We start from the raw sequence: 18,322 nt of genomic DNA, 5'->3' as shown, positions 1-18,322 counted from the left end.
TGGCCGCGCAGTAGTTTTGAACGCCGAATTGACCCTCAGGAACTGCTGCCCATGACACGTGTTGCCGATTACCCGATCCACACTCAGTTCACCGAACGCTGGTCGCCCCGAGCCTTTACCGGCGAGAGCATCCCGCAAGAAACCCTGCTGAGCTTCTTCGAAGCCGCTCGCTGGGCACCGTCCGCCTACAACTCGCAGCCTTGGCGTTTTCTCTACGCACGCCGCGACACGCCGGACTGGGAGCGTTTCCTGGGTTTGCTGAATGAATTCAACCGTGGCTGGGCACAGCATGCGTCGGCCCTGGTGATCATCGCCTCGAAAACCGACTTCACCGCCCCCGGCGCCAGCGAAGAAACCCCGGCGCTGTGGCACACCTTCGACACCGGTTCGGCCTGGGGCCATCTGGCGCTGCAAGCGAGTATCAGCGGCTGGCACACCCATGGCATGGCCGGTTTCGATCAGGAATTGACGCGCAAAGAGCTGAAAATCCCGGAAGGCTATGCGCTGCACGCCGCCGTGGCGATTGGCAAGCTGGGGGATAAGTCGACGTTGCCGGAATACCTGCAAGGTCGTGAAGTGCCGAGCCCGCGTCGGCCGTTGAGCGAGTTGGTTTCAGAAGGTGACTTCAGTCTCTAAGACTGATGCATGATGAAATGTGGGAGGGGGCTTGCCCCCGATGACGGTGGGTCAGCAACCGATGTGCTGACTGTTCCACCGCTATCGGGGGCAAGCCCCCTCCCACATTTTTTACTGCGCTGTGTCAGTAGCCGCGCGCGAAATCCACCTCGCCGCGCAGCGCTTGCTTGGCCTGATACGCCCGCACGTTCTGCATGAACAATTCCACCATGAGCTGCGGCGAAGTCGGCGCCGAGCTGTGCCCGGTCAGCAACAGCCCCCAGGCGGTCCAGAACGGATGCCGTTGCGGCAGCGGCTCCTGGCGGCACACATCAATCACCGCGCCCGCCAAGTGCCCTTCCTTCAAGGCTTCGACCAAGTCAGCGTCCACCACGGCAACACCGCGCCCCACGTTGATAAACAACCCGGTCGGCTTGAATTGCTTGAACAGCGCTGCGTCGTACACATCATGCGTGCTCGGCGTGTTGGGCAGCAGGTTGATCACGTAGTCCACCTCCCCCACCAGCCGGCCCAGTTGGTCAAGCCCGGCCACCTCAATGAAGGGGGCTTGCTCGCGCGCAGTGCTGGCGATGCCATACAGCTTCACACCAAACGGCACCAGGAACTGGGCAACGCTCTGGCCGATATCGCCAGTGCCCACGATCAACACCTTGCGCCCCGCCAGGCTCTGGCCCGTGCGGTCGTCCCACTTGCGCTCTACCTGGCTGACCAGCCGCGCCAGCACTTCGCGCTCGTGGCCCAGCATGTAGGTGAGCACAAACTCAGCCATAACTTGGCCATAGATGCCCACAGCGCGGGTTAGACGATAATCGCGACGCAAGCCATCGGCCAGCAACGGGGTGATGCCGGCCCAGGTCGACTGCAACCACTGGGGCTGATGACCCTGGCGCAACAGCGTCGCCAACAGGTCCGGCTGCCCCAGCCATACCGGGCAATCGGCGGCCAGGCGCGACAGTTCGGCCGAGTCGCCGCTGGTGAGCACTTCAAGCTCCGGCGCCACTTCGCCCAGCAACTGGGCGTAGAGCGGGTGATCCTGTTCAGCAATCAGAACACGCATGCTTAAACCTTTCAAAAACAGTGCAGACGGCCGCGCGCATCCTTACGGCCACCGCCCACTAATATGATTCTATTGAAGACGGTGCCCCAGGCAGGGCACCCACCGATCACATCGGGTCGTTGCGGCGCAGCAGTTCTTCGGGCAAGTGTTCGATGTACTCGTCCTCGGGCGGCGGCATTTGCAGGTGATAGCCCTGCTTATCGAGGTTTTCCAGAACCTGGGCGATGTCTTCCTGTTGCAGTTTGCGCTCGGGCGTCAGTACCAGGTTGAACGCATGTACTGGCTTGCCGAACACGGCGAGCAAGCCTTCGGGAACACGTTCCAGCACATCGCTTTTCAGCACGTAAAGGTACATGCCGGCGCGTTTAGGGCTGCGGTAGATGGAGCAAATACGTTTCAAGGCTGTTCTCCGGCGGTGGCCAGACTGTCGAGCAGCGCCTGGCCCATCAACTCGCGGCGCCAGCCACGCAGCGAGTCGGGTAACTTATAAGGCCCATCGGGGTAGCCACTTTTGACCAGGGCTTCGAGGGTTTTCTTGCGCAGCATCAGTTCTGGCGCCATGTCCAGGCGCTCGGCTTCGGCCTGGCCCAGGGCACGCAATTGCTTGATCAGCGTGGCGGCGTCCACCGGCAACGGCTCAGCAACGGCGGGCGGCCATTGGTCGATAGACACACTGCCAGCACGCTTGATCAGGTCCAGCAGGAACTGCCCATCGTGGCGCACGGTACGCGGGTGCATGTCTTCGATCTTGCCCAGCGCAGCGAGGTTATCCGGCTGGGTTTTTGCCAGGGGCCACAGCGAGTGTTCACGGATGATGCGGTTACGCGGCAGGTCACGGGCGCGGGCTTGCTGCTCGCGCCAGGCACATAGCTCGCGCAGCACGGCGAGTTGGGCACGGCTGAGCTTCCAGGCCAGCTTGGCGTCGCGGTACACCTCGTAGGGGTCGACTTCGCGGCGCAGGTTGGCCACCAACTCGGCTCCGTCTTCCAGCACCCAGGCGTACTTGTCGTCAGACAGTTGCGGGCGCAGGCGGATATAGACTTCGGCCAAGTGCAGTGCATCTTCAGCGGCGTAGCTGATCTGCGTCTCGGACAATGGCCGCTGCAGCCAGTCCGAGCGGGTTTCGCCCTTGGGCAGTTCGATATCCAGCACGGCTTGCACCAGGCGCGAATAGCCCATGGAGAAACCGAGATTCAGATAAGCGGCGGCCAACTGGGTATCAAACAGCGGCACCGGCAGGCTACCGGTCAGGCGCAGCAGCACTTCGAGGTCTTCGCTGCAGGCATGCACCACCTTGATCACCGCTGGGTTTTCCAGCAGCGCGGCCAAGGGTTGCCAATTGTCGATGGTCAGGGGATCGATCAGGTAAGCGCGCACGCCATCACCGATCTGGATCAGCCCGGCAATGGGGTAAAAGGTGTCGACCCGCATGAATTCGGTGTCGAGGGCGACGAATGGCAACTGCTGCCATTCGGCGCAATGCTGGCCGAGGCTATCGTTGTCGCAGATCCAGTGAATATCGATGGCCACACGGCTCTCCCTTGAAGAATGGCGCGCAGTATATATCGCGAAAGGGAGTTGCGAGCATCCGCAGTGCACAGCCAACCATGAAAACTCTGATAGGCGCTAAAGAATAGTCCGACAGACGGAAGTTATCCTCTCTTACGCAGCACGTAGACACGCCACAGGTTTGAACCCGGTATGAACTCTTGCTGATGCAGAACCTTGAAGCCCGCCTGGCGGAACTCGTCCTCTACCGCTGTACGAGCATTGACGGAGACAATCACCGTGTCGCGGCTGACCCGATGAAACTCGCGCAACAACGCCATGCGCCCGTCGCTGCTGGGCACATGACGAAACAATTCCAGACAGAAAATGCAATCCACCGCGTTCGCCGAAAGGCCTATGGAAAACGCCGAGCCCTGGAACGTCTTCACCCGTTTGAGCAATGCCGCCGGGTGATGGGTGCAGGCATGGTCGAGCATGGCCTGGGAGTTGTCCGAAGCCAGGATCACGCGGTTGACGTGCTCGGCCAGCACCGGCCAAAAACGCCCCGAGCCGCAGGCCAGGTCCAGGATCAACCCCGGTTCGCCAGCCACTTTCAGGGCCTGGCGCACCAACCATCGGTTGCGCCAGACCTCCAGGCGCTGACGCAACCCCGGCGGGCGCGTGTCACCGCAGACGCGTGCATGCTCACGGTCACAGCGCTCGGCGTATTCGATCTCGATGGAAGAAGGAGTGTGTGGCGACATCACGGGCTCATGTAAGTGAAACGGTAGTGAACGACCTTGATTGGCAGCTTAACCACTGCAACGTGAAAAAAAGGTCGAAACCACCGCAACTCACGCCTGATGCAAATACCAGCGCCAATCCTGCTCACCTACCTCCCCCATGAACTGGCGATATTCGGCGCGTTTCACCGCCAGGTACACGCTGAGGAACTCGCTGCCAAATGCCTCCCGCGCCCAGCTTGAGCCTTCCAGCGCACGCAACGTGGTGAGCCAGTCGGTGGGTAGCAGCTCCTTGGCCTGGGCGTAGCCGTTGCCTTCTACCGGGGCGCCAGGGTCGCGTTGCTCACGGATGCCTCGGTGGATACCGGCCAATATCGCGGCGGCGGCCAGGTAAGGGTTGGCGTCAGCGCCGCAGATGCGGTGCTCGATATGCCGGGAGTTGGCCGGGCCGCCGGGCACGCGCAGGCTGACGGTGCGGTTGTCCACGCCCCAGGTGGCAGCCAACGGCGCGTAGCTATTGGTCTGGAAGCGGCGATAGGAGTTGGCGTTGGGGCAAAACATCAATAACGAATCGAGCAAGGTACTGAGCATGCCGCCCACCGCCTGGCGCAACAGCGGCGTGCCGTCAGCGGCTTCGCTGGCGAACAGGTTATTGCCCTCGGCATCCGCCAGGCTGACGTGCATGTGCATGCCGGTGCCGGCCAAGTCATCGAAGGGCTTGGCCATAAAACAGGCGCTCATCCCATGCTTGTGGGCCACGCCCTTGACCAGGCGTTTGTAACGCACCGCTTCGTCCATGGCTTGCAGGGCGTCGGCGCGATGTTCAAGGGTGATCTCGACCTGGCCCGGCGCGTACTCGGAAATCGCCGTGCGCGCCGGGATGCCTTGCAGTTTGCAGGCGCTATAAAGGTCGGCCAGGAAGGGCTCGATCTGCTCCAGCTCGCGCAGGCCGTAGACCTGGGTCGAGCGTGGGCGGCCGCCGTCCGTGTCCCGCGCAGGTTGAGGGCGGCCATGGCTGTCGGGTTTCTGGTCCAGCAGGTAGAACTCCAGCTCCGCCGCCATTACCGGGTAATAGCCATCAGCCTTGAGCCCGTCGATGACCTTGGCCAGTAAATGCCGAGGGTCGGCCACCGTGGCCGGCAAGCCTTCGGTGGGATGCATGCTGACTTGCACCGCCGCCGTGGGGATCAGACGCCAGGGCATGGGCTGCAAGCTGCCGCTGATCGGGTAGGCGCGGCAGTCGATATCGCCGACGTCCCACACCAGCCCGGAGTTCTCCACATCGTCGCCGTTGATAGTCAGCCCCAGGATGGTGCTGGGCAACGGCCGACCGCTTACGTAAACCGCCAGCAACTCGTCGCGGTGCAACAACTTGCCACGGGGTACGCCGTTGTTGTCGAGAATAAACAACTCGAACATCTCGATATGCGGGTGCTGTTCAAGAAAGGATTGGGCTTCGTGCAGGCTCGCAAAAACACTCATGGGAATACTCATACGTTTGTATCGGGCAGGCGCGCGAATGCGCGTCATCCATTGGGTAGATCAACGTAGGAGCAGGGAATCCGGCGGGCGGGCATGCCGGCAGTGGAACAGCGCCCAGAAGGCCAGCTCGGGGAGCGTATCGGGAGAGACGTCCATGCAGGAGTCACAGTCAGAGAGATGCCCTCAGCCTCACACGCCTGGATAGGCTGTTCAATTCAGGCTTGGCGGAGTTTGGTTGCAACATGGCTAAACATTCTGCCACGTGAACCACAGCCGTCTACGCTCTTGTCACACCAACAAGAACGAGGGACGGGCCATGAAGGCAATGCTCCGAATCACCTGGCTGCTGCTGTTGTGTTTCAGCCAGGCGCACGCGGCCAATACACAAGAAGAAGACGCCACGGCGGCCAAGGCGCTACTGGAAAAAGCCTTGGCGTACTACCAGAGCCATGGCGACAAGGCGTTTGCCGCGTTCAGCCGTCAGGGGGAGTTTGTCGACCATGACCGCTATGTGTTTGTGGTGGATACGCAGGGTGTGCTGCTGGCCAGCGGCGGCCCCTCTTCCGCGTTGATCGGGCGTGATGTCAGCGAAGTGCTGGGGCCGGACTTGCGCCAGTCGTTCAAGGACGCGCTCCAGGTGCCCGAAGGCCAGGGCATCCAGCAAGCCGACTACCGCTGGCAAAACTGGAATGACGGCAAGGTCGAGCGCAAGCATGTGTTTTACCAGCGGGTCGGCGAGCGCATCCTGGCGGTGGGTTACTACCTGCCACGGGCCACTCCGGAACAGGCACGGGCGCTGCGCAACAAGGCGGCGCAAGCGCTGGTCAAGGATGAAGCCGGCACCCTCAAGGCGATCAACTCATTGCAGGGTGGCTTCCTGCAGGATGACCTGTATGTGTTTGTGGTGGACCTCGACACCCAACGCTATGTGGCCCATGGCACCAACCTGCGGCTGATCAATACCGACTTTGCCAAGATTAAAGACCCGGATGGCAAGCCGGTGGGTGAGCCGATCCTCAAGTTGATGGCTGAGCAGGATCAGGGGGAATACAAATACCGGTGGAAGAACCCGGTGACCGACAAGGTTGAGAACAAGCATGCGTATGTGCGCAAGGTTGGGCATTTCATGGTTGCTGTCGGCTACTACAGCCCCTGACCTACCTTGAAATGCAATCAACGGTGGGGCTTGCCTTCAATAGCCATAGGCAACTACACAACGTTGAGCAGTGCGCTGGACCTGTAGTGAGGGAGCTTGCTCCCGTGACGGTCTGTCGGTCGGCTGAGTTTTACCGGGTGTAAACCGGTTCGAGTGTGGGAGCGGGCTTGCTCGCGAAGGCGGCCTGTCATGTGGCCGAGTTTTGTGGGATGTACACCGCGCTAATGTGGGAGCTGGCTTGCCTGCGATAGCTATGTGTCAGACGCTAGAAGGGGTTTTGTCGGAGTACATATCCGTTATTTGGGTGAGGGCTGATATGGGTTCCGCCCTTACGGCGGGTCACTTTTGGAAAGAGCCCAAAAGTAACCAAAAGGCTCTTGCCCCACCACTCGGCACCTCGCTAATGCTCGGTGTGCCCTCACTCCGGCTTGAATCCGTGGGCCGCCGTCATGGGCCATCCTTGGCCCAGGACGGCTAACCCGGCGTCCTGCCGGGTTACCCACGGATTCAAGCCTGCGTTCGGCCAGCGTGGTTAACGGGGCGCCTAAGATCAAGATCAAAAGCCAAATCAAGAGCCAGAGCCAGAGCCAGAGCCAGAGCCAGAGCCAGAGCCAGAGCTTCGGATTTTGTTAGGTCCAGTAGGTGTGTAGATACCTGTGCTGCGAGGGCGGTGTATCAGTAGCAAATGTGTCAACTGACACGCCGCCATCGCAGGCAAGCCAGCTCCCACATTTTGATCTTCATCGTGTCAGCTAGCGTGCCTTGTCTTCACGGCCGCGCAACACCCGGTTTGGCATCGCAATCGCCGCCGCCAACCCCAACAGCGATACCGCCGCACTCACCATCAACAAGTGCCGAAACGTCAACGCCAACTCCCCGCGCAATGCATCTTGCGCAGGGCCAGCGGCGGCGTTGAGGCCGTCGAGCAATACGTTGCCCGAGCCCCCCTCGCTCACCAACGCGCCACTGGCCATCTGGGCAAAACTGGAATCCTGCAACAGCGCCAACAGTAACGCCGACATGCACGCCACGCCCACCGCCCCGCCCAATGAGCGGAACAGGTTGGTGGTGCTGGTGGCCACGCCGATATCCCGTTGCTCCACCGAGTTTTGCGACCCCACCAACGAGGTGGGGAATTGCAAACCGGCAGCGATCCCGCAGAGCAGCATAAATACGCCCGTCATCAGCACCGCCTGCGGGGCGCTGAACGCCATGCCCAGGATCGCCAATGGGCTCAACAGTGCGCCGCAAAGGATCATGGGTTTATAACGCCCCGTTACCGACGTCATGCGCCCGGCCGAATACGCGCCAATCGGCAAGCCCATGGCCAAGGGCAGCAGGTGCAAGGCGGCACTGTCGGCACCGCCGCCGGTCACTGTCTGGTAACGCAGGGGCATCAGCACCGTCAGGGAAATCGCTTGGAAACTGGTGAAAAACACCGTGCACCAGCACAGTACGGCGCTGCGATTGGCAAACAGGTGCATCGGCAACAACGGCTCCCGCACACGGCGCTCGTGCCAGACGAACAGCGTCAATGCCACCAGCCCACAGGCGAGAAGGCCCAGCACTTCATGGTCACGCCAATGATGGCCCTGGCCAATTTCGGTGATGCCCAACAGCATGGCGGTCAAGCCGATGATCATCAGCACCGTGCCGAGGTAATCGATGATCGGCTTGCGCTGCGGCACGGGCAGGCCCACCAGGGTGCGATGGGCCACGTACCAGGCGCCGGCGCCCAACGGTAGATTGATCAAAAACACCCAGCGCCACGACAGGTACTCAGTCATGTAGCCGCCCAGTACCGGCCCGGCCACGCTGGCCACGGCGTACATGCCGCTGAAATAGCCCTGGTAACGCCCGCGCTCACGGGGTGGGATGATGTCGCCGATGATCGCCTGGCTGACCGAGATCATCCCGCCAGCGCCAATGCCCTGCAGCACACGCGCCAGCACCAATTGCTCCATGCTTTGCGCCATGCCACAGAACAGCGAGGCCACGGTGAACAGGCCCATGCCGATCAGCATCATCGGCCGCCGCCCATACAAGTCGCCGAGCTTGCCGTAGATCGGCACCGCCACGGTCATTGCCACCATGTAGCCAGAGATCACCCAAGCCAACAGGTTCACGTCATGGAACTGCGCAGAAATGGCCGGCATGGACACGGCGACGATGGTCTGGTCCAGCGCACCGAGGAAGATCGCCAGCATCAGCGCAGCGAGGATGCTGCGCACAGCGGGGAGCGCAGGAGCGGGATGTTGAAGCTGGGTCACGATTAAACCTTCGAGCAGAGCCCGCAGGTACAGGTGGCCTGCGGGAATGCTGAGTACGATAGCAGGCTATTCAATAGCTTCGTAAGGAAGTCCGACGTAATTTTCTGCGATGGTCTTGCGGCCCGCTTCGGAGTGAATGAAGTAGTCCAACTCACTCTCGGCGATACGCTGGCTGAAACCGTCCGCCTGCGGGAACTGGTGCAACATCGAGGTCATCCACCACGAAAACCGCTCGGCCTTCCAAACGCGACGCAGGCAGATCGCCGAGTAGCGCTGGAGCAAGTCCACCCGCCCCTCGCCGTACACCTTGAGCAGGATACGGTACAAGGTGCTCACATCACTGGCGGCCAGGTTCAGGCCCTTGGCGCCAGTGGGCGGCACGATGTGCGCCGCATCCCCGAGCAAGAACAGGCGCCCGTACTGCATCGGCTCCACCACAAAGCTGCGCAGTGGCGCGATGCTTTTTTCGATCGAAGGCCCGGTGACCAACTGCTCGGCCAATTCGCTGGGCAGGCGGGTTTTAAGCTCGCCCCAGAACCGCTCATCCGGCCATTCATCCAGGGGTTCTTCCACCGGCACTTGCAGGTAGTAACGGCTGCGGGTGGGCGAGCGCATGCTGCACAGCGCAAAGCCACGCGCATGCTTGGCATACACCAACTCGGCGTGCACCGGCGGCGTATCGGCGAGGATGCCCAGCCAGCCGAACGGGTAAACCCTTTCGAAAATTTTCAGCGAATCGGCCGGGATCGATTGGCGGGCAACGCCGTGGAAGCCATCGCACCCGGCGATGTAGTCACACTCCAGTCGAAAGGCTTCGCCCTGATGCTCGAAGCTGAGCCAGGGGCGATCACTTTTAAGATCATGGGGCTGCACATGACGCGCTTCGTACAGCGTGGTGGCGCCTGCTGCGGCGCGGGCGGCCATCAGGTCACGGGTGACCTCGGTCTGACCATAGATCATCACCGATTGGCCGCCGGTCAACGCCTTGAGGTCGATGTGGGTTAGTCGGCCATTGAGGGCCAGCTCGAACCCGTCATGCACCAGGCCTTCGGCATCCATACGCTGGCTGACACCCGCCTGGCGCAACAGATCGACCATGCCTTGCTCCAACACCCCGGCACGGATGCGGCCTTGCACATAGTCGCCCGTCTGGCGCTCCAGGATAACGGTCTGGATACCAGCGTTGTGCAGCAGTTGGCCGAGCAACAGCCCGGAGGGGCCGGCGCCAATAATGGCGACTTGGGTTTTCAGGGTTTTCATTATTTTTATCGCCTGCAAGTTCCACCCGAACGGTTAGGGTGAAAGCGTTGTCATCTGTCTTGTCGCTGACATTTTTCACTTGAGTGGCCGGCATAAGAAGGTGAAAACTGAGCCAAAGCCTGCGCTTTTTGCCAATCGGGGCGATTACCGCACCACTCTCCTGGGTATCGGATTGAAACCATGACCAACACCGCAATTCCGGTCTTCAAGCTTTACGGGGAAGACCAGCAATGGCCAACCCCCGATTTGTTGCACTGCGAAACCATTTCCCGGCGCAGTCGGGAATACCAGTGGGAAATCCAGCCCCACCGGCACGCGGATCTGTGTCAATTGCTTTACGTGCACAAAGGCCAGGCGCAGCTTGAAATCGAAGGTCAGCGCACCACCTTGAACGAGGCGACACTGCAAGTCTTGCCGCCGTTGTGCGTGCACGGCTTCCGGTTTTCCGAAGACGTTGAAGGCTATGTGGTGACGTTATCGGCGCCCTTGGTGAGCCATTTACAGGCGCAATTGGGGTCAACGCTGGACGGTTTGCAGGCACTGGGCAGTTACCCGGCAGGCAAGGACAGCGACTACCTAAACAGCCAATTCGCCCGCCTGCAGGACGAATACGCCGACGAGCAACCCGCACGGGACATGATGATGCACGCCCTGGTCAGCGTGCTGCTGGTGTGGATCAGCCGCCAGGCCATCCAGCGCCGCCATTCGCGGGCACCCCGAGGGCGTGAGTATTTCCGCCGGTTCACCCAATTGGTCGAGCAGCATTACCGCGAACACCCCAAGATCGAGGATTTGGCCCACAAGCTGGGTATCTCAGTCTCACACCTGAACGGTACATGTCGCGAATTGGGCGGGCAGCCTGCGTTGCAGATCATGCATGACCGCCAGTTGCTGGAAGCCAAACGGCTGCTGACCTACACCAGCATGACCATCAATGAAATGTCGGAAGTATTGGGGTTTTCAGACCCGACCAACTTCTCCCGGCTGTTTCGTCGACGGGTGGGGTTTTCGCCTAAGGCGTTTCGTGAGCAAATCAAAGCCGATGCACCCAATAACTAACGGTGGAAAGCGGCTTCTGTGGGAGCTGGCTTGCCTGCGATAGCGATGCACCAGCCACTGATTCAGTAGCCTGAAACACCGCCATCGCAGGCAAGCCAGCTCCCACATTGGTCTTTTGTCGCGGCGGGTTTAGCGCAACGCGCTGAAACTGCCGGTGCGTGGAACGCACTGATCCTGATGGCAACTGATCGCGAACGCCGACGGCTGCATTCGCGTCTGCTCAACCCGGTAGGCGGCGGTGCCATACAGCGCAGTCGCCAAGGCGCACAGGACGAAAATCATCAGGTACTTTCTAATTTTTAGAGTCATGGCACAGACCTCCGCACGAATCCAAACAGTGCTGCTTAAAGCATAGGTCAGCCCGGCCGAGTTGCCATTATTGGACGTCATTCAACAGGTTTATGTCGGCTTACAGACCGATGTCCCACGCGGGTTCTTGGGGAAACCGCAGCACCAGGAAATCCAGCAGGCTGCGCAGTGCCGACGGCATGTGCTTGCGCGAAGCATAGACCGCGTAGATGTTCATCTGCCGGGGCTCGGCCTGGGGCAGCAGGCGCACCAGTTCGCCACGGCGAATGTAGTCGCCCGCCTGGTAGCTGGGCAGCATCGACACCCCGGCCCCGGCCAGGGTCACGCGCAATAACGTACTGGCCTCGTTGGAGGTGATATTGCCGTTGACCGGCACCGCGACGTGCTCACCGCGCTCTTCGAAATGCCACAGGCTTTTGCCGAAGTAGGAGTGGGTCAGGCAATTGTGCCGGGCCAGGTCTTCAACCTTCAACGGGCGTGGGTGTTCCAGCAGATAACCCGGCGAGGCGCACACCACCGAGCGGCACACCGTAAGCCGCCGGGCGATCAGGCTGGGGTCTACATCGCTGCTGGTGCGGATGGCCAGGTCGATGCGCTCGTCCACCAGGTTCACCGTGCGGTCGAGCATTTGCAGGTCGACCGTCACCAGCGGGTAGCGCTTGACGTAGTCGGCAATGGCTTGGGCCAGTTGCGACTGCCCGAACGAGGTGCTGACGCTCAGGCGCAACAGGCCCCGGGGGGTGTCATCCGGCTCGCTGACGGCAGCCTGCATGTCGCCGCACAGTTCCAGCATTTGCCGGCACCTTGGCAGCGTTTCGCTACCAGCGGCCGTGAGGCTGAGCTTGCGCGTGGTGCGGTGCAGCAAGCGGGCGCCAACCCAGTCTTCCAGCTCGGCCAGGTAGCGCGACACCACCGGTCGGGACAGGTCCAGGTGATCGGCCGCCGCTGACTGGCTGCCCAGGTCCACCACGCTGACAAACACGCGCATTGCTTGAAGACGGTCCATGATCTGCTCGATTTTAGAAACAAACTATGTTCCAGCATCGCATTTTTAGTTGCGTTTAGTGCAACTAAGCTCTGTGCATCTTCTAATGCGATGGCAGGAGCTGCCCGATGTTCTCGACTCTCAAACGTTTGACCCTGGCGACCGCCGCGCTAGCCTTTGCCGCCCACGCGGCGGCAGCCGAGCTGACCCTCGACGTGTATAACCCAGGCGAAGCGGCGATCTTCCCGGTCAGCTCGGTGCTGGTCAGCGGTGCCAAAGACGCGATCCTGGTGGACGCGCAATTCGGCAAGGGCCAGGCCGAGCAACTGGTGCAGAAAATCCGTGCCAGCGGCAAAAACCTGACCACCATCTACATCAGCCATGGCGACCCGGACTACTACTTCGGCCTCGACACACTGACCGCCGCGTTTCCCAATGCCAAAGTGCTCGCACCGCAGCCGGTGGTCGATCACATCAAAGCAACCGTGGCCGGCAAACTGGAGTTCTGGGGCCCGAAAATGGGCGCCGACAAGCCCGCTAAAACCATAGTGCCAAACGTACTCGACGGCCACAGCCTGACGCTTGAAGGCCAGCAACTGGAAATCATCGGCCTCGACGGCCCACAGCCCGATCGCAGTTTTGTGTGGGTCCCGTCCATCAAGGCCGTGGTCGGTGGCGTGGTCGTCGCCGAAAACATTCACCTGTGGATGGCCGACACCCAGAGCGCTCAATCCCATAAAGACTGGCTGGCCACTTTGCAGCGTATCCAGCAATTGAAACCGCGTACGGTGATTCCAGGCCACTACCTGGGCACGCCGACGCTGGCCTCGGTGGCGTTTACTGCTGACTACATCAAGGCCTTCGACACTGAGACGGCTAAAGCCAAGGATTCCGCCGCCCTGATCGCGGCCATGAAAAAACGTTACCCCACCCTCGCCGACGAAAGCTCGCTGGAACTGAGCGCCAAAGTCGCCAAGGGCGAAATGAAGTGGTGAATGCTTTTACAACCCTGACAGACTGGAGAACGACATGAGCAAGATTGCAATCATTGGGGCCAGTGGCCGTGCGGGTAGCCAACTGTTGGAAGAGGCCTTGCGTCGCGGGCATAGCGTGGTGGCGATTGCACGTAATGTTGAGTCCATCGATGTGAAACCTGGGGTGACCGTTAAACAAGCTGATGCGCTGAATGCTGAGGAGCTGCAAAAGGCTCTTAGCGGCAGTGATGTGGTGATCAGTGCCGCACATTTTGCGACCGTGCCAGCAGAAGCCGTGATCGGGCCGGTGAAAAAATCCGGTGTTAAACGCCTGTTGGTGGTGGGCGGTGCAGGGTCATTGCTGCTGCCAAGCGGTGAGCGCGTGATCGACAGCGCTGGGTTCCCTGAGGAGTACCGTAAAGAGGCAAGCGCTGGCAGCGTGTTCCTCGACAAACTGCGCCAAGAGCAGGAATTGGATTGGTCCTTCCTGTCGCCATCGGCTGAGTTCGTTGAGGATGTGCGCACCGAAGACTTCCGCTTGGGCCAAGACCACCTCCTCATCAGTAGCAAAGGCAGAAGCTGGATCAGCTTCTCTGACTATGCCATCGCGTTGATCGACGAAGTGGAATCACCCAAGCACTCTCGGCAACGCTTCACCGTAGGTTACTGACGTAACGCGGTAAAAACTGTGGGAGGGGCGGTGCGACGATTCGACTTGCTCCCGATAGCGGTGTATCAGTCACTAAGATATTGACTGACACACCGCTATCGGGAGCAAGTCGAATCGTCGCACCGCCCCTCCCACATTTGGACCTCTGGAGTCAGGGGTGTTGCGCCTGGCTCACCAGCCAATCCATCAGGACTTCAAGCCCTTCGGACGGCGCGGTGCTCGGCGGATACACCAGGTAATACCCCATCCCCGTCGGCACCCGCAGCTCAAACGGCATCACCAACCGCCCTGCCTTCACATCCTCGCCAATCAACGCACTGTCGCCAATCGCCACGCCCGAGCCTTGGGACGCCACCGTCATCGCCAAATCCAGGGTTTCGAAATGATGCCCCTGCGCAAGGTTGCTCAACTGCGTACTCGCCGCCGTCAGCCACAACGCCCAATCCCGCTCATCCCGCGTAGGGTGCAAGAGCACGTGTTGCTGCAAATCCGCAGGCTGGTTCAAACCAGCCAACAACGCGGGCGCACAGACCGGTGTGAGTTGCTCATCAAACAAGTGCCGCGCCTCGGCCGACTGCTCAGCGATGGGCGCATAGATCACCGCCGCGTCGAACTGCTCACGGCGAAAGTCCACGGTGTAGGCCACGGTGGTGGTGAGTTCCACCGGCACGTCCGGGCGTTCTTTTTGCCATTGCATCAAGCGCGGCAGCAACCAGCGCATCACGCAGGTGGAGGCCTTGAGTTGCAGGGTGTGGCGACGGCTGCCGATCTGCTCCACCGCATCACCGATCAGGCCGAAAACCTGCTGCGCGCGCAGGGACCATTCGCGGCCTTCTTCGGTCAGGCTCAAGCCCCGCGACTGACGCTGGAACAGCGCATAGCCCAAATGGTTTTCCAACCCGGCAATCTGGCGGCTCACGGCGCCTTGGGTGATGTGCAACTGCTCGGCGGCACGGGTGAAGTTGCAACATTGGGCGCAGACCCAGAACGTGTGCAACGCAGGCAGCGGTGGGAGGCGTTTCATAAGGGCGCAGCCATGACGTGGAGACATGGCTAGTATGACTTTTTATCGATTGTTGCCGCTACCGGCCAGCCGGTCCAATACCGCCTCGAATCAATAACAAGAGCGACATCACATGGCGACCTGCGGCGAAGTATTGGTCAAGCTCCTGGAAGGCTACGGCGTAGACCAGGTGTTCGGCATCCCCGGCGTGCACACCGTAGAGCTGTATCGCGGCCTGGCCCGTTCCAGCATCCGCCACGTCACGCCGCGCCACGAACAGGGCGCCGGCTTTATGGCTGACGGTTATGCGCGCACCAGCGGCAAGCCCGGCGTGTGCTTCATCATCACCGGCCCCGGCATGACCAATATCACCACGGCCATGGGCCAGGCCTATGCCGACTCGATCCCGATGCTGGTGATTTCCAGCGTGCAGTCGCGCAGCCAATTGGGCGGCGGGCGCGGCAAGCTGCATGAGCTGCCGAACCAGGGCGCGATGATGGCCGGGGTGGCGGCGTTTTCCCATACCTTGATGTCGGCGGCGGAGTTGCCGGGGGTGTTGGCGCGGGCGTTTGCGCTGTTCCAGGCCGGGCGGCCGCGGCCGGTGCATATTGAGATTCCACTGGACGTGCTGGTGGAAAACGCTGACGCGCTGCTGGGCTGTGAGCCAGTGAGCGTGGCCCGCGCCGGTGCAGCGCCGTCAGCGATCAAACAGATGAGCCAGTTGCTGGCAGCGGCCAAGCGGCCGTTGATCCTGGCCGGTGGTGGCGCCATCGATGCGGCGCCCGAACTAACCCGTCTCGCCGAAACCCTTGGCGCGCCGGTGGCGCTGACCATCAACGCCAAAGGCATGCTGCCAGGGGCTCACCCGTTGCTGATCGGCTCGACCCAAACCCTGGTCGCCACCCGCGCCTTGGTGGCCGAAGCGGACGTGGTGCTGGCCATCGGCACCGAGCTGGCCGAGACCGACTATGACGTGACCTTCGCCGGCGGTTTCGAGATCCCCGGCGCGTTGCTGCGCATCGATATCGACCCCGACCAGAGCGTGCGCAACTACCCGCCACAGGTGGCGTTGGTGGCTGATGCACAGATCGCCGCCGAGGCCTTGCTGGCAGAGTTGAACAGTTCGCCCCTGCCCGCGCGCAACGCCGACTGGGGGGCCTTGCGCGTCGCTCGGTTGTGGGCCGAATTGGATCCCTCATGGGACGCCGCCACCCGCGCGCAAACCCTGTTCCTCAACACCGTGCTACAGGAGCTGCCCGGCGCCGTGCTGGTAGGCGACTCCACCCAACCGGTGTACAGCGGCAACCTGACGCTGAACCTCGACCACCCGCGTCGCTGGTTCAACTCGTCCACCGGCTACGGCACCTTGGGCTATGCCCTGCCCGCCGCCATCGGCGCCTGGCTGGGGCGTGGCGACGGGCAACCGGTGGTGTGCCTGATCGGCGACGGCGGGCTGCAATTCACCTTGCCGGAACTGGCCAGCGCCGTGGAAGCGCGCACGCCGATCATCGTGCTGCTGTGGAATAACCAAGGCTATGAAGAGATCAAGAAATACATGCTCAACCGCGCCATCGAACCCGTTGGCGTAGACATCTACACCCCGGACTTCATCGGTGTAGCCAAGGCACTGGGTTGCGCCGCCGAGCGCATCGAGGGCATCGCGTCGTTGCGCACGGCATTACGCGCCGCCGCTGATCGCCAGGGCCCGACGCTGATTGAAATCGACCAGGCACTTTGGATGAAGGAGGTCGCGGTATGAGCGCAGTGTTGAACGGTGTGTATATCAACGGTGCATGGCGTGCAGGCCATGCCGTGTTGGAGGTGATCAACCCGGCCACCGAGACCACATTGGCCGAGGTCAGCGTGGGCGATGCCTCGGCGGTCAACCAGGCGGTAGAGGCCGCAAGCGCAGCGTTCGCCGACTGGTCGAAAAGCACCGGCCGTGATCGTGGTGCGTTGTTACGCAAGATCGCCCAGGGCGTCAGCGAACACCGTGAACACCTGATGCATTTACAGTCGAGCAACAACGGCAAACCGCTGTTTGAAGCCGGCGTCGATGTAGACGACGTGATCGCCACCTTCGAGTACTACGCCGGTATCGCCGAGCAACTGGACGCAGGGCAAGACCACTCAGTGGCACTGCCGAGCGCGGACTTCAGCGCGCGCCTGCGCCATGAACCGTGCGGCGTGGTGGGGCTGATCGTGCCGTGGAATTTCCCGATGGTCACCACCGCCTGGAAACTCGCCCCGGCCCTCGCCGCCGGTTGTTGCGTGGTGCTCAAGCCCTCGGAAGTCACGCCGTTGGCCGAGCTGCAATTGGCACGAATCATTGCCCAAGCCGGTTTGCCCGCCGGCGTGTTCAACCTCGTGTGCGGCACCGGCCTGGAGGTGGGCGCACCACTGGCAGCAGACCGCCGCGTGGCGAAGATTTCCTTCACCGGCAGCAACGCCGTCGGCGTGCAAGTGATGCAACGGGCCGCCGAAACCATCAAGGGCGTGAGCCTGGAGTTGGGCGGTAAATCTTCAATGCTGGTGATGGCCGATGCCGACCTCGACCGGGCGGTGGAGCTGACGTGCGGCGGTGGTTTTTTCAATGCCGGGCAGATGTGTTCCGCCACCAGTCGTGTGCTGGTGGCCGACAACCTGGCGGATGAATTCCTGCGGCGCTTGCAGGCGCGGGCGAATGGCATCCGTGTTGCTGATCCGTTTGCCGATGAAGTGGAAATGGGCGCACTGATCAACCGGGCGCAGTATCAGCGGGTGCTGGGGCATATTCAGCGTGGCATCGAGGGTGGCGCACGGTTGCTCTGCGGTGGCGAACGCCCGGCCGATCTGCCCCACGGTTTTTTCATTCGCCCAACAGTGTTTACCGATGTGCCGCTGGACAGCGCGTTGTGGAATGAAGAAATCTTTGGGCCGGTGCTGTGTGTAAGGCGTTTTACCACTGAGGACGAGGCCATTGCCCTGGCCAACGCCAGTGATTTCGGCTTGGTGGCCAGTGTGGTCAGTGGCAATGCCGAAACGGCCGAGCGTGTGGCGAATGCCTTGCAGGCCGGGCTGGTGTGGATCAATGCGCCGCAGGTGATCTTCCCGCAGACGGCGTGGGGTGGTTACAAGCAGAGCAGTCTGGGTCGTGAACTGGGACCGTGGGGGTTGGCGGCGTTTCAGGAGATCAAGCATGTGATCCGCGCCAACTGACACCAAAAATCCCCCTGTGAATTAGGGGCTAA

The 18,322-nt window shown here is 61.4% G+C and carries 17 protein-coding genes; 7 read left to right on the top strand and 10 right to left on the bottom strand.

All coding sequences use genetic code 11. From position 1 onward, the window contains the following. The first annotated feature begins 51 nt into the window (after positions 1–51). Entirely contained in the window at positions 52–636 is a 585-nt protein-coding gene (locus tag ICY20_RS03915) for a nitroreductase family protein (protein ID WP_159962111.1), read from the top strand. A 124-nt stretch (positions 637–760) separates the two neighbouring features. Here ICY20_RS03915 and ICY20_RS03910 read toward each other — a convergent pair whose 3' ends face one another. The 5 genes from ICY20_RS03910 to ICY20_RS03890 form a co-directional block, all read right to left on the bottom strand. Then, positions 761–1,693, bottom strand: a complete 933-nt coding sequence (locus tag ICY20_RS03910; RefSeq protein WP_159962112.1) for a D-2-hydroxyacid dehydrogenase — start codon at positions 1,691–1,693, stop codon at positions 761–763. 106 nt (positions 1,694–1,799) lie between these two features. Then, positions 1,800–2,093: a YcgL domain-containing protein gene (locus ICY20_RS03905; protein ID WP_159962113.1), complete on the bottom strand. Its 294-nt coding sequence runs from the start codon at positions 2,091–2,093 to the stop codon at positions 1,800–1,802. Next, positions 2,090–3,223 (bottom strand): ribonuclease D, encoded by a 1,134-nt coding sequence (gene rnd, locus ICY20_RS03900; protein WP_159962114.1) that lies wholly within the window; start codon positions 3,221–3,223, stop codon positions 2,090–2,092. Before rnd ends, ICY20_RS03905 begins: the two co-directional genes overlap by 4 nt. Before the next feature lie 122 nt (positions 3,224–3,345). Then, entirely contained in the window at positions 3,346–3,945 is a 600-nt protein-coding gene (locus ICY20_RS03895) for a class I SAM-dependent methyltransferase (protein WP_194936969.1), read from the bottom strand. Positions 3,946–4,035: 90 nt separating this feature from the next. Further along, complete coding sequence (locus tag ICY20_RS03890; protein WP_194936968.1) at positions 4,036–5,406, bottom strand: glutamine synthetase family protein; 1,371 nt, start codon at positions 5,404–5,406, stop codon at positions 4,036–4,038. 316 nt (positions 5,407–5,722) lie between these two features. On the opposite strand from ICY20_RS03890, the gene ICY20_RS03885 reads away from it, so the two are divergent. After that, positions 5,723–6,562, top strand: coding sequence for a cache domain-containing protein (locus tag ICY20_RS03885; RefSeq protein WP_159962117.1), 840 nt, complete (start codon positions 5,723–5,725; stop codon positions 6,560–6,562). 752 nt (positions 6,563–7,314) lie between these two features. Here ICY20_RS03885 and ICY20_RS03880 read toward each other — a convergent pair. Beyond that, entirely contained in the window at positions 7,315–8,769 is a 1,455-nt protein-coding gene (locus ICY20_RS03880; RefSeq protein ID WP_228758318.1) for an MDR family MFS transporter, read from the bottom strand. Positions 8,770–8,898: 129 nt separating this feature from the next. Then, positions 8,899–10,083: a 4-hydroxybenzoate 3-monooxygenase gene (pobA, locus tag ICY20_RS03875; protein ID WP_194937100.1), complete on the bottom strand. Its 1,185-nt coding sequence runs from the start codon at positions 10,081–10,083 to the stop codon at positions 8,899–8,901. Positions 10,084–10,272: 189 nt separating this feature from the next. Between pobA and ICY20_RS03870 the strand changes: the two genes are divergently transcribed. Further along, positions 10,273–11,151 (top strand): helix-turn-helix domain-containing protein, encoded by an 879-nt coding sequence (locus tag ICY20_RS03870; RefSeq protein ID WP_159962119.1) that lies wholly within the window; start codon positions 10,273–10,275, stop codon positions 11,149–11,151. A 129-nt stretch (positions 11,152–11,280) separates the two neighbouring features. On the opposite strand, the gene ICY20_RS03865 is transcribed toward ICY20_RS03870, so the two are convergent. Then, entirely contained in the window at positions 11,281–11,460 is a 180-nt protein-coding gene (locus ICY20_RS03865) for a hypothetical protein (protein ID WP_159962120.1), read from the bottom strand. A gap of 100 nt (positions 11,461–11,560) precedes the next feature. Beyond that, on the bottom strand, positions 11,561–12,466 hold the full coding sequence (locus ICY20_RS03860) for a LysR family transcriptional regulator (RefSeq protein ID WP_194936966.1): 906 nt from the start codon (positions 12,464–12,466) through the stop codon (positions 11,561–11,563). A 107-nt stretch (positions 12,467–12,573) separates the two neighbouring features. Between ICY20_RS03860 and ICY20_RS03855 the strand changes: the two genes are divergently transcribed. Together ICY20_RS03855 and ICY20_RS03850 are read left to right on the top strand one after the other, a co-directional pair. Then, complete coding sequence (locus tag ICY20_RS03855) at positions 12,574–13,440, top strand: MBL fold metallo-hydrolase (RefSeq protein ID WP_159962122.1); 867 nt, start codon at positions 12,574–12,576, stop codon at positions 13,438–13,440. A gap of 34 nt (positions 13,441–13,474) precedes the next feature. Beyond that, positions 13,475–14,089: an NAD(P)-dependent oxidoreductase gene (locus ICY20_RS03850; protein ID WP_159962123.1), complete on the top strand. Its 615-nt coding sequence runs from the start codon at positions 13,475–13,477 to the stop codon at positions 14,087–14,089. Between the two features lie 151 nt (positions 14,090–14,240). Here the strand turns inward: ICY20_RS03850 and ICY20_RS03845 are convergent, their stop codons facing one another. After that, positions 14,241–15,113, bottom strand: coding sequence for a LysR substrate-binding domain-containing protein (locus tag ICY20_RS03845; protein WP_194936965.1), 873 nt, complete (start codon positions 15,111–15,113; stop codon positions 14,241–14,243). Positions 15,114–15,225: 112 nt separating this feature from the next. Between ICY20_RS03845 and ICY20_RS03840 the strand changes: the two genes are divergently transcribed. Together ICY20_RS03840 and ICY20_RS03835 are read left to right on the top strand one after the other, a co-directional pair. Beyond that, on the top strand, positions 15,226–16,851 hold the full coding sequence (locus ICY20_RS03840) for a 5-guanidino-2-oxopentanoate decarboxylase (protein WP_194936964.1): 1,626 nt from the start codon (positions 15,226–15,228) through the stop codon (positions 16,849–16,851). Next, the gene (locus tag ICY20_RS03835; RefSeq protein ID WP_194936963.1) at positions 16,848–18,290 is read left to right on the top strand and encodes an aldehyde dehydrogenase family protein; all 1,443 of its coding nucleotides are present in this window, start codon (positions 16,848–16,850) and stop codon (positions 18,288–18,290) included. Before ICY20_RS03840 ends, ICY20_RS03835 begins: the two co-directional genes overlap by 4 nt. Positions 18,291–18,322 lie beyond the last annotated feature (32 nt).

This window comes from Pseudomonas pisciculturae (genome assembly GCF_015461805.1).
Taxonomy (GTDB): domain Bacteria; phylum Pseudomonadota; class Gammaproteobacteria; order Pseudomonadales; family Pseudomonadaceae; genus Aquipseudomonas; species Aquipseudomonas pisciculturae.
Note: the sequence above shows the minus strand (reverse complement) of the source record. Positions and strands in the feature narration are given on the sequence as shown.